The 12,305-nt window shown below is 37.7% G+C and carries 12 protein-coding genes and 1 pseudogene; 12 read left to right on the top strand and 1 reads right to left on the bottom strand.

Annotation, left to right across the window (positions count from 1 at the left end; translation table 11 throughout):
• Positions 1–270 precede the first annotated feature (270 nt).
• Genes ACFX4I_RS01220 through ACFX4I_RS01210 form a run of 3 tightly spaced genes read left to right on the top strand, consistent with a single transcriptional unit; the run spans position 271 to position 1,233 of the window.
• Positions 271–501 carry a hypothetical protein gene (locus ACFX4I_RS01220; protein WP_377418576.1) on the top strand — a complete coding sequence of 77 codons (231 nt, stop codon included), beginning with the start codon at positions 271–273 and terminating at the stop codon, positions 499–501.
• A complete protein-coding gene (locus ACFX4I_RS01215; RefSeq protein WP_377418573.1) occupies positions 498–851 on the top strand; it encodes a hypothetical protein in 354 nt (117 codons plus the stop codon). The genes ACFX4I_RS01220 and ACFX4I_RS01215 overlap by 4 nt, the downstream gene beginning before the upstream one ends.
• Positions 841–1,233: a hypothetical protein gene (locus ACFX4I_RS01210; RefSeq protein WP_377418570.1), complete on the top strand. Its 393-nt coding sequence runs from the start codon at positions 841–843 to the stop codon at positions 1,231–1,233. Before ACFX4I_RS01215 ends, ACFX4I_RS01210 begins: the two co-directional genes overlap by 11 nt.
• A gap of 238 nt (positions 1,234–1,471) precedes the next feature.
• Here ACFX4I_RS01210 and ACFX4I_RS01205 read toward each other — a convergent pair whose 3' ends face one another.
• Positions 1,472–1,669, bottom strand: coding sequence for a hypothetical protein (locus ACFX4I_RS01205; RefSeq protein ID WP_377418567.1), 198 nt, complete (start codon positions 1,667–1,669; stop codon positions 1,472–1,474).
• 167 nt (positions 1,670–1,836) lie between these two features.
• Between ACFX4I_RS01205 and ACFX4I_RS01200 the strand changes: the two genes are divergently transcribed.
• From ACFX4I_RS01200 to ACFX4I_RS01160, 9 genes and pseudogenes are all read left to right on the top strand, one after another.
• Complete coding sequence (locus tag ACFX4I_RS01200; RefSeq protein WP_377418565.1) at positions 1,837–2,595, top strand: DUF5677 domain-containing protein; 759 nt, start codon at positions 1,837–1,839, stop codon at positions 2,593–2,595.
• Between the two features lie 250 nt (positions 2,596–2,845).
• Positions 2,846–3,187 (top strand): annotated as a pseudogene (locus ACFX4I_RS01195) (recombinase family protein); the annotation flags it as partial.
• A gap of 331 nt (positions 3,188–3,518) precedes the next feature.
• Positions 3,519–5,417 carry a sigma 54-interacting transcriptional regulator gene (locus ACFX4I_RS01190; RefSeq protein WP_377418562.1) on the top strand — a complete coding sequence of 633 codons (1,899 nt, stop codon included), beginning with the start codon at positions 3,519–3,521 and terminating at the stop codon, positions 5,415–5,417.
• Between the two features lie 426 nt (positions 5,418–5,843).
• Positions 5,844–6,722, top strand: a complete 879-nt coding sequence (locus tag ACFX4I_RS01185; protein ID WP_377418559.1) for a fumarate hydratase — start codon at positions 5,844–5,846, stop codon at positions 6,720–6,722.
• Between the two features lie 24 nt (positions 6,723–6,746).
• Positions 6,747–7,307 carry a FumA C-terminus/TtdB family hydratase beta subunit gene (locus ACFX4I_RS01180; RefSeq protein ID WP_377418556.1) on the top strand — a complete coding sequence of 187 codons (561 nt, stop codon included), beginning with the start codon at positions 6,747–6,749 and terminating at the stop codon, positions 7,305–7,307.
• Between the two features lie 365 nt (positions 7,308–7,672).
• Positions 7,673–8,938 (top strand): cation:dicarboxylate symporter family transporter, encoded by a 1,266-nt coding sequence (locus ACFX4I_RS01175; RefSeq protein WP_377418553.1) that lies wholly within the window; start codon positions 7,673–7,675, stop codon positions 8,936–8,938.
• Positions 8,939–9,012: 74 nt separating this feature from the next.
• Complete coding sequence (locus tag ACFX4I_RS01170) at positions 9,013–9,816, top strand: fumarylacetoacetate hydrolase family protein (protein ID WP_377418550.1); 804 nt, start codon at positions 9,013–9,015, stop codon at positions 9,814–9,816.
• Positions 9,817–10,057: 241 nt separating this feature from the next.
• Positions 10,058–11,116 (top strand): tartrate dehydrogenase, encoded by a 1,059-nt coding sequence (locus ACFX4I_RS01165; protein ID WP_377418547.1) that lies wholly within the window; start codon positions 10,058–10,060, stop codon positions 11,114–11,116.
• A gap of 342 nt (positions 11,117–11,458) precedes the next feature.
• Positions 11,459–11,812, top strand: coding sequence for a hypothetical protein (locus ACFX4I_RS01160; RefSeq protein WP_377418544.1), 354 nt, complete (start codon positions 11,459–11,461; stop codon positions 11,810–11,812).
• The last annotated feature ends 493 nt before the right edge of the window (positions 11,813–12,305 follow it).

Genomic DNA, 12,305 nt, shown 5'->3' with positions numbered 1-12,305 from the left:
GCAGACCAAGCCGATTCTTCGTTTTGGGTATGTTCGGCATGGCGATATACACAAACCCAACAAAAATCGTAAGGCAAGGGTAAAGGGTGGAGATTTTTTTAAGTGGTTTTCTTGAAAAAATACTACCCGCACCTTTCCTGAAGAATAGCCATTTCATTTAGTAACTTTAACCGGGGGTTTTATGCACGTTTTGTAAACTTAAAAATGCGGTAAGCCTTGATATATTAGGATATTTTCAATTTGTAAAAAAGGAGTGGAAGGAGTGAGCCTATGAATGAACATTTCACCAAGAATATACGAATTAATAAGCCTCAGGACATTAGAAGATTGTTAGCCAAAGTGATTAATATATTGCTGCAGGATGGAGAAATGACGATTGATAAGGCGAAAACCCTTGCCACCTTATCAAATACCGCTCTGAAATCAATGGAGCTGGGAGAGCTTGCCGAACGATTGGATAAAATCGAGGAACAGTTAAAAAAGGAGGAAGGGGATAAATGAGTATTAAATCCAGGGTGAAGCGGATTGAGAAGAGATTGCCGGATGAAAGCAAGGCTGCTGAAAAGGTAACGGTAGACATTGAGGGCTTGCTTTTTATGGATCATGAGGAATTTAGAAAAGTATATGTTGAATGGGCCATGGCTTGTTATATGGAGCAGCACGAAAAAGCAGATGAATTGAACGCAAAAGCAGAACATTTGATTAAAACCCTGGAGCCAATCACAAAACGATCTCAATTCGATTATGAAGCCTATCAAGAATTGTTGGCTGGGAAAATTGTTGATTGGATGGAAGAGCATGGAGTAGAGCTGGAAGATGACAGGTGGGAGCGTGTTTTCGGTGAGCATTAAATCCAGGATTCAAAAACTAGAGTCAGCAATAAACAAAATTCCAGATTTTCATTATGAAAGCTTTCAAAATGTATCAGACAAAATTGATGAGCTGGAGCAATTGAATATGTTAGCTGCTGAAGGTGATTTTTTAGCGTGTTTAAAATATTGCAAGATGACGGATGAAGAAACCGAGGACAAGCTTTATGAGTACAGGGATATGTTTATAAGAATAGCTGAACAGGAAGGAAAAACACCAGATTATATGACGAAAACAGGAATGGATTTTGCACATGAAAATATAAAGTCCGTATATCGTTACCTGGAAGCAATCGAAACAGATCCGCAAGCAAAGCCGCCTGTATTGAAAAATTATAAAGAGGAAAACAGCAATGACAAGTAAAGAAAATTATTGTTTGTATTGTCAGAGAAGATTCCCAAAGGTTGAATGGCTAAAACCTCTTTATATTTGGACCAATGGGGAGCTGGAAAGATATTTATGCCGAGTAGCACTATTGCCAGGTAAAAGCTTTCAATGACCGTCAAAAGAAAGCCTATGAAGATTACAAAAAACCAGACAAATGAGTCTGTTTATATATAAAAAGAGTTTTTCGACACTAAAAAGGGAATGAGGGGATTCATTATGAGTATTTGATTTTATGGCCGCTTATAATGTTTGTATTGGTATAATTACGGTTTCCTTTTTCGTCTTTATGGAAGGTATAGCCGTTTTGTTCCAGGAGCAGCGCATACTTGGTTACGGTTTGCCTTTCTATACCTAGATAATCAGCGGCTTCCCCAGGAGAATAAAGTCTTTCTATTTGTCCCGTATCGTCCATAACGTTAAAAACCCCCCTTACATCTTTAAATTACAATTAGGATTATAACATTCTATCGAAAGAGATTCTTTTCCTTCTTTTTATTATGAAAAGAAACGTCCTTAAATAAAGGGTTTTTAATAATAAATATTGAAAACATAGGTGATTTGAAAAGGGGGAATGTAATCGTGGTCGATAAGGTAGAGTTGATTGATAATACGTATAAAAGGGCTTTTTTTGAAATGGAAGAAACGGATGAGTTCATCAATATCAGTGCTAATCAAGATGTTGCTAAGGTCTTTTATACGCTATATAACAAATGTAAAAGATTGTTCATTACCATGCTGTATATAAAAGAAGCACCAGACAAAAATGTCACATATTATGAAGCATTGCCATTGTTAAGAACATTTATTGAAGCGTATTTCCATTTAACTTATGTGATGTCTGAAACAAACACCACAGCGATTAAAGAGGGTTATGAAGCTTTAGAAAAGAATTCACACGCCAAGCGTGCAGCTAAATTAAAACATGCAGAAAGTTTAACTGTAGAAGATATGGAATTCATTGAGGAATATCAAGGCTTTAAAATGCCAAGAGAGTATGAATTTTTAGATGATATGAGAAAATTATCTGCTAAAACCAATCAACTACAAATATACCGGACATATTATACTGATCTTAATTCATATATACACTTCAATCCTAGTACGTTTTTGAACCATGTACAGGTGCAGGAGAATAAATTCGTTTTTAATTTTAATGAGCCTCAAGATAGAGAGGATTATACATATATTGAAAAAGTCATTTATGCTATTGGCTGTTTGTTTATATGCGAAGTCAATAACTTTTTAAATAATAAAGAGTTAGAGGGGAAAATCGGTGATTTAATCGAGGGTATTCATGAAGAAGTGTTTGGTATAAAGGACGAAGAAGCGTCTAAATAATGTTGATTGTACTTTTGCTAATACTCTATAAATACATTTTTGTTAGTGAGAACCCTTCCGTTTTCGGAGGGTTTTTTAATTTCCTTAACTGGATAAAATGAAATGACTTAATAGAGTACTGTCTAAAAGTTATAAGTTCTAGAGACTTGAAAAAACACTTCAATTCCCCCTCAAAATATCCAGAAGTTAGTCTAGAATAAAATTACAGAAGTTAATAAACTTTTAGACAAATGAAAAGTGGTTATACATAATGGCTATTATAGGATACGGACGTGTAAGCACCATTGATCAATCATTAGATTTACAGGAAGAGAAGTTAAAAGAATATGGGTGTGAGAAGATATTCATGGAGAAACAAAGTGGTGCTAAAAGTGATCGTGAGGAACTGATTAAGACGTTGGACTATTTAAGGGAAGGTGACAAACTGGTTGTTTACAAAATAGACAGACTAGCTAGGAGTACCCTACAAAAGATAGCTAAGGATTTAGAAGAACGTGGAATAGCTTTAGTATTCATCAAAGAATAGATTGATTTTAGTACACCATCAGGAAAGCTAATGTTTACTATGCTGGGGGCTATTGCTGAGTTTGAATACTAACGGGGCCAGTTTACTTGAAGAAGGCTATGTTAAAAGTCCAACCATTTTTACTATAATGTGCACAGGAAACTTTACTAACATCATCTATTTTAGTAGTTATATTGTATCTGGGTTTACTTCAAGAACAATAAAGAATTTGATGAGCGTAAAGACCAAGATTACAAAAGGAGATTTACCTTGGGAGGATGTTTGGATGTAACGAGCAAGTTTATAAGTTTCCCAACAGAACTATTAACTATTATATGAAGGTATCAGCTATATGTTTAATCTGATATAATTTCTACACTAGGTGGTTAAGTGTGGGTATAACATTCGACAGAAGGTGATGAGAATAGAAGATATACTAATTATTGCCCCGTATCCGGAGCTTGAGAAAGATGCAATACAGCTTCGTGGAAAAACAGACATTAAATTCTCAGTTATATTAGGCGACTCTAAAAGATCTTACCAACAAATCAATCCGTCAACTCGAGTGATTATTTCAAGAGGGGGTACTGCCAAGTCCCTTCGAGGCTCACTAGATTTGCCGGTCGTTGATGTTCCTGTTACACCAGCCGATATTTTGCGGTCTATTAGTGTTGTAGCCAAATGCGGATATAAAAAAATTGCGATTATTACTCCTGCTAACATATTATCTAATATAAATCATACTTTGGAATTGTCTGATCAATTACAATTGATATTTGCAACAGATATGGATGGCCCAATTGCAGAGACCGTGAAAAGGCTAATTCAGGATGAAGAAGTAGAAGCCATTATTGGAGATAGAGTTTCTACACAAACTGCTCTTCAGCATCAAGTCCATGGTCACTTGCTCAAGTCAGGTGAAGAATCTTTGCTGATGGCATTGGAAACGGCGACAAATGTTCTTCGGGCACAAACGAAGGAAAGAGCAAAAATCAAGGAGTTGCAGTCCATTCTTAATGTAATTAATGATGCCGTGCTCACGATTGATCCGAACGGCATTATTACTGTATCTAATGATTCTGCGAAAAGAATATTCGATTTCTCTCAAGAAGACATTATAGGCAAAAGCTATTCGGAGTGTATTACCGATTCACATTTACTTAAAATATTTGAGGAAAAAAAGGAAGAACGTAATTTTCTGCACTCCTTAGCGAACGGAAAAAAAATCGTCGTTAATCAGATGCCAATCTATGTTGATTCAGTCTTCCATGGATCTGTTGGAATATACCAGGAGATTAGCAGAATCCAAAATCAGGAGCTCATAATTCGAAAACGGTTAAATGATCGTGGCTTATTTGCGAAAAGTACATTTGAAAACTTTGTGACCACCAATAGCGAAATGAAGAAGGTCGTCTCGGAAGCTAGATTATATGCCAAGTCCGAAGGAACGGTATTGATTTATGGTGAGAGTGGAACAGGGAAAGAATTATTTGCACAAAGTATTCATAATGCGAGTGGAAGAAATAAAGGTTCATTTGTTTCTGTCAATTGTGCTGCACTTAATGAGAATTTATTGGAAAGCGAATTGTTTGGATATGTGGAGGGGTCCTTTACTGGCGCTCTCAAGGGGGGAAAGCCCGGTCTGTTTGAATTAGCGCACGGTGGATCACTTTTCTTGGATGAAATTGGAGAAATATCCCCACAATTTCAGGCGAAATTGTTGCGTGTTTTGCAGGAGAAAGAAGTAAGGCGAATTGGTGGAGACCGTGTCATCCCTATTGATGTTCGTGTCATATGTGCAACTAATAAATCGTTATACGATTTGTCTCAGGATGGGGAATTTCGTGAGGATTTATATTATAGGCTATGCACATTGGAATTAGATTTAATTCCTTTACGTTACAGAAAAGAAGATATTATACCTCTGGCGATTTCTTTTTTGAAATCAGAAATGATACGGGAAAAACGAACGTTATTTTGGGGAAATAAAGATGTTCTCCTTCCGCTAGTGGACCATCAATGGCTAGGCAATGCTAGAGAGCTTCAAAATGCCATGCATCGGTTGGTTATTTGCACGCCACCGGATGGAAGGATTACACAAAACCATGTTTTACAATTGATGGAATTAATAAAAAAAAGGAAGCGAAAAACTAACAAGCTTGAAGTAGAGATTTCAAATGACTTTAGAGAAATGGAAGCGGAAATCTGGAGAAAGCTGTTAAATGTATGCAATGGAGACAAAGAACGTTTATGTCAAACCTATGGTATTAGTAAAACTACATTATGGAGAAAATTGAATCTCGAAAACAAAAAATGAAGTTCAAAAATTATTTCATATCAAGTGTAAAGGGGGGCGATTGTAGCCCTCTTTTTTTTCGTCAAAGAACGTTTATGTCAAATCTATGGCATTAGTAAAACTACACTATGGAGAAAGGTGTTTTTCGAAAATGAAAAATTAATTTCAAAAATGAAATGAAATTAAAGGTGAGTTGGGGATTATCCTCCCTTTTTATATTGTCAAAGAACGTTTATGTTCTTTTTAGCAGTGTAGCGAAAAAAATTTTCTTGGTGCATGAAAAACTCTCTTGAATGTTGGATATGACTATTCTTTCGCAAGACCTTTGAAAGAAGTTTTTAGCCTTTGTAAATATTTATTCTACTATTTTTTGTCCTACCTGTTCCATGTTGGCACGGGTATTGCATATTAAGACAATGAAAAAAAAAGTATAAAGGTGGAGAAAGCATGAGTGAAGTTTCCGTTGACCAAATTCGCAACACAGTGAGAAAGATTTCCGTTGACCAAATTCGCGATACAGTGGCAACGCTTTGCTGGGAGGCTTGTTACAACCTGCCAGAGGATATTATAGAAGGATTTCATAAAGCGAGAGAATCCGAGCAGTCACCGTTAGGAAGATCTATTATTAGCCAACTTATTGAAAACGCTCAATTGGCCGCTACAGAAGATCGTCCGTACTGCCATGATACAGGACTGACTGTTGTATTTGCTGAAGTGGGGCAGGATGTGTATATTGACGGAGGGAATTTTGAAGAGGCGATCCACGAAGGAATTCGCAAAGGCTATAAAGAAGGCTATTTGCGCAACTCCATTGTCGGAGATCCGTTGCTCCGAAACAATACAAACGATAATACGCCTGGTGTGATACACACTAAACTCGTAGCCGGGAACCAAATTAAATTAACGGTTTTGCCCAAAGGCGGCGGAAGTGAAAATATGAGCGCTATGAAATTTCTGCTTCCGGGAGAGGGAGTAGAAGGGGTGAAGAAATTTGTGTTGGACACGATCATAGCAGCAGGTGGAAGAGCATGTCCGCCTATTGTGGTTGGTGTTGGAATCGGAGGGAGCTTTGACAAAGTAACAGAAATAGCTAAGAAGGCGGTTCTGCGTGATATCGGCCAGTACCATCCTGAACCACATATTGCACAATTAGAAAAAGAACTACTTGAAGAAATTAACAAGACGGGTATTGGTCCACAGGGGCTAGGCGGAACAAATACATCCTTATGGGCGTCTGTTGAAACATACGGATGTCATATCACAGCTCTACCAGTGGCGGTAAATATTCAGTGTCATGCTGCACGAAAAAAATCCTGCATAATTTAAATTTAGAAAAGAGGGTGCAAAATAATGGCTAAAGTATATATAGAAACGCCACTTACTAATGAAGATGTTTTAAATTTACATGCAGGGGATGAGGTTTTTTTAAATGGAGTTATTTATGTAGCGAGGGACGCTGCGCATAAGCGTTTTCTAGAGCGGCTTGAAAATAATCAACAACTGCCGATTGATTTACGAAACCACATCGTCTTTTATGCTGGACCAACACCTCCTAAGCCTGGACAGGTTATTGGGTCTATCGCCCCTACGACAGCTTCTCGTATGGACCCCTATACGCCAGCTATGTTTGAATATGGAGTTAAGGGTGTGATTGGAAAAGGACCTCGCAGTCAATCTGTTAAAGACGCATGTAAAAATGATAAAGCCATTTGCTTTTCTGCCATTGGCGGGTTATCTGCTCTTTTAAGTGATAAGATACAAGCCGCGGAGGTAGTCGCCTATGAAGATCTGGGGCCGGAGGCGGTCCGTGAACTTGTTGTCAAGGACTTCCCTGTTTTAGTTGTCTATGACACACATGGAAAAGACCTTTATGAACAGGAAATCGCTAAGTATCGAACAATAGAACGATAATAGGACACCTATGGACTCCCCCCACTTAACTTTGCTTGAAGTGGGGGATTCTCGGGATATCTCTTCCATAGGGTTATACATTGGTTTTGTCCTAGTAGTTTGGTTTTCGTCTATGACTCAAATGACGGTTCAAACAGTTTGCGTCGTAACACGACCTGTCGTGACCTTATCTGTTTGTTAAAGTACAAGCACAAGAATCTAAATTTGAATGCACTAAATTTAAGGGGATATAAAATTCTTTAGAATGTCGCCTAACCAGCATTCATCTTCCCCCTTAATATTGGGTTATGCCCTTAATGCGCTTGAGAAGAGAGACTTCTTTCAGAAGTATGTTAAAGAACAAAACAAATAGGGGGAAAGTAATTATGAAAAAAATAGGACTTCCTATCCAAATTCTACTAGGATTGATATCTGGTATCATCATTGGGTTGGTATTTTACAAGCATCCTGGCGTCGAGACCTATCTAAAGCCAATAGGTGACATCTTTATGCATTTGATTAAAATGGTTGTAGTTCCCATTATATTTTCAAGTATTGTGGTTGGCATTGCTGGATTAGGCAGTGCCAAGAAGCTCGGGAAATTAGGGTTTAGAACCATTCTGTATTTTGAAGTGGCTACCACTATAGCAATTGTAATTGGGATCCTGTTCGCAAACATTTTCCAACCTGGTGCAGGGGTTGATATGAATGCGCTTTCAAAAGGGGATATATCAAATTACATGGCATCTGAACAGGAGATGGAAAAAGAGAGTCATTTAGAATTTCTTACCAATATTGTTCCAACGAATATAGTTGACTCGATGGCAAAGGGGGATCTTTTACCAGTTATCTTCTTCGCCACTTTATTAGGACTGAGTATCGCCGCTATGGGAGAAACGGGGATGCCTTTAATAAATTTTTTCAAAACTTTTTCTGGCGCTATGTTCCATATGGTTACATTTGTCCTTAAAGTTGCACCATTCGGAGTTTTTGGGCTAATTGGTGTAACTATTTCTAAGTTTGGTGCAGCTTCACTGATTCCATTAGGGAAATTAATTGTTACAGCTTATGGAGCGTACTTGGTCTTCTTTATTGTCTGCTTTGGATTAGTTGCCAAATTATTTAAAATCAATTTTATCGAATTTATCAAACTTTTAAAGGATGAATTACTCCTTGTTTTTTCTACATCAAGTGCCGAATCTGCTCTACCACAAGTAATGAGTAAATTGGAGAAATATGGGTGCCCCAAACCCATCGTTTCATTCGTTGTTCCAATTGGATATTCCTTCAATACGGATGGCTCTTGTATATATTTGGCTCTTAGTTCCCTTTTTATTGCCCAGCTTTACGGAATCGACATGTCATTAAGTGCACAAATCACGTTAGTATTAATACTTGCGATTACTTCCAAAGGGATTTCCGGAGTAGCCGGCGGGGCATTAGTAGTACTCCTCTCCTCTTTAGCTGCTGCGGGTCTACCACTTGAAGGTTTAGCTTTCATCGCGGGAATTGACTTTCTCTTGAATATGGGCCGAGCTACTATTAACGTATTTGGAAACGCTTTAGCAACCGTGGTTATTACGAAATGGGAAGGCCAATTTAATGTTGAAAAGAATAGGGCTTACGTCATTGAGGGTGATACTGCTGTTTAGGAAAGCTAGAAGGATTCCTGCATGAATTTGCGGTCCCTGTTATCTGAATATTATCGATTTGGAGTTGATTTCTAATGCAGGTATTACAAAAAACAATAACACAAAAAATAGTTCGTTATCAGAACCAAAATGGCAGCGTATATTACGGTATTATTGAGGGTGAGGACATATTACAACTGTCGAGCAATTTTGCTGAATTGGTCAACAATGAAATAAAGTATGACGGTGAAAAGGTTAAATATTATGATGTAAAAATTTTGGAGCCTGTAAAACCGTCTAAAGTGATTAATTTCGGCTGGACTTATGCAGGACACGCGAAGGAAACTGGTGGCAAGGCTAATCTGAAAGAACCGTTTTTGTTTTTGAAACCGTTATCTTCGCTCATACCAGACAAGGGAAAAATCATTCTTCCTTCAAATGATTTGACCAATCAAGTGGAACTAGAAGGTGAATTAGCAATCGTAATTGGAAAACGTGGTAAAAATATAAAAGAAGCAGATGCGATGGATTATGTTTTGGGTTTCACTATATTTAATGATGTGACAGCAAGAGACCTTACAAAACACGATCCTCAGTTTACACGTGGCAAAGGATTTGATACTTTTGGACCAATAGGTCCGTGGATTGTTACCGGTATAGATCCTTCAAATCTGAGAATCGTTACAACCTTAAACGGGGAAGTCGTTCAGGACGGTAATACGAATCAAATGACCCTTGCCATTCCGTACCTTATAAGTTGGATCTCTCAAGTCATGACACTAGAACCTGGTGATGTTTTGGCAACAGGGTCACCTTCTGGCAGTTGTCCAATAAAGTATGGTGATCTAGTAGTTGTTGAGATTGAGCAGATCGGTAAACTAAGTAATTATGTACAATAAATAAAGGATAACTCTGAAGGTGATTGGATACTAATCTAACACCAGAGTACACGACTGAGAATTTACAGTGATATAAAGTATATGAGGGTGCCAGTAATTATGGGAGAGAGCTGCAACAGTGGTTTATCTTTTGTTATTACAAAAACAATTTAATCGTTTTACAAAGATAATAAATCAATCTTGCGAAGACAGAAGTCAAAAAATTCGATTAAATTAAAATGATATACGAGGAGTAACAAGAATGAAGAAGTTTGAAATTGCAGTTATCCCTGGTGACGGTATTGGTAGAGAGGTAGTGCCATCAGCTCTAAATGTTCTGAACACTCTTTCGGAAGTGCATGGAGGTTTGCAATTCGAAACGACTCAATTTGATTGGAGTTGCGAATATTATCTTGAACATGGAGTGATGATGCCGGAAGATGGTATGAAAACTCTTTCTAATTTTGAGGGGATTTTCTTAGGGGCAGTTGGTAACCCGAAGCTTGTACCTGATCACATATCATTATGGGGGTTACTGGTCAAGATAAGACGTGAATTTGAACAAGTGATTAATATTCGACCTGCTAAACTGATGAAGGGTGTGAAGTCCCCTTTAGCAAATCCTAAAGATTTTGATTTGATCGTCGTACGTGAAAATAGTGAAGGGGAATATAGTGAAATTGGTGGACGTATCCATCGGGGGGAAGATCAATTGGCAGTTCAAAATGCAATATTTACGCGAAAGGGTACAGAACGTGCTATGCGATATGCATTTGAATTGGCGAAAACCAGAAGGGCGCATGTAACTAGCGCAACAAAATCAAATGGGATTTTCCACTCTATGCCATTCTGGGATGATGTTTTCAACGATGTGAAACAAGACTATCCAAATATTGATACAGCATCTTTCCATATTGATGCGTTAGCAGCATTTTTAGTTGACCGTCCGCACATTTTTGATGTGATAGTGGCAAGTAATCTATTTGGTGATATTCTAACAGACTTGGGCGCAGCTATTATGGGGAGTATCGGAATCGCTCCAGCTTCCAACATTAATTTAAATGGAAAATATCCATCTATGTTTGAACCTGTCCATGGATCGGCACCAGATATAGTTGGCAAAGGAATTGCTAATCCGATCGGACAGATTTGGACAGCAAAAATGATGCTGGACCATTTTGGAGAGAATGAGCTTGGAAACAAATTACTAGAAATAGTAGAGCAAGTTACTGAAGCAGGTATTGTCACAAGCGATATTGGCGGTAAGGCCACCACAAGCGAGCTAACAGAAGAAATTTGCAACAGAATTAAGCAGCTATAATAATCAATTTCTAAATGAAATAAATGGATTTCCTGCATGGTATGTTTCCTTCTTCAGGTTTTTATTGCCAACGTTTAAAAGTTCATTACGTGCTTCTGGATGCTTATATAGAAAACTATTTATACTGTCAGGAATCTCGGTGATTAAGCTATGTTGTAAAAAAAGTAATACATCCAAAAACGGCTCTCAAAAAAGTGATATTCATTCTCCATGTTATACACCGCTAAGCGAATACTATTTTCAATATCCATAATTGAGTTATATATGTTTGCCCCTTCGTTTATGAAAATAAGCTGCGTGGAGTTTTCTCCAAGTAGTGACGGGACATTTATTGAAGGGAGAATGAAGCCGGAGGTAAACGAAATCCGTGTAAAAGTAGCGAATGCCCTAGACTCGGCTCGAATTCGAGTTAAGACAGTAGCCGCCTGTATTAAAGATTACATGGAGGAAAAAGACGTTATTATAGAAGCTTATCTAAAAAAAGTTGAGGTACTAGAGGAGAAGGTAAGACAAGCTAACCTCCCACCAGAAGATGAACAATACAGGACTATCAAAAAAATAAATAAGGAGCTTATGGACAAACTGATCTATGAAGATGGGATTATTGTTTTTGCCGCTTATACTGATCTGCCAATTGACAAGAAGTATTACAGGAAGTATCGCAAGCGATCGATTGAAGGAGTTTATACCGAGTGAAATCTGAAATGAATTAAAAAAGTGATTGGTCTTGAGGCAGACATATAAAGGCTAAATTACGGAGAATGAAAAGGATGGAACTGTAATGGTTTCATCCTTTTATTATGATATAAACAAAGGGGGTGTGAAGGAGCACACTTAAACCGATGGGCAGGTTAGTTGAAGAGTGTTGATTATAACTCGTGTTCAACAATCGGGCCAGATTGTTGAGGAACGTTTTCTATGTAATTGGAAATTTATGTTCTAATCCAGAACAGAGATTCTGAAGATTTTCACTTAAACTACCATGAAAATAAGTTTCTTCAAGAATATAAAATGACAATACTTAAGAAGACCCTGCTCTATCGTTTAAAAAAAGAGGAGAGAGATAATTAATAAGTCTATGGATTAGAGTTGACTGGATTAAGGTCAGTGTCAATATTGACAGTCTTAACCATTTTCATTCTCTGTGGTGCAGTACTGATTTTGTGCTGCATGGATGGCTAACGGGGCA

Origin of the sequence: Peribacillus sp. YIM B13472, assembly GCF_042788005.1 — a bacterium.
Lineage (GTDB): Bacteria > Bacillota > Bacilli > Bacillales > DSM-1321 > Peribacillus > Peribacillus simplex_E.
The sequence above is the reverse complement of the archived record's forward strand: the minus strand, read 5'-3'. Positions and strand labels throughout refer to the sequence as shown.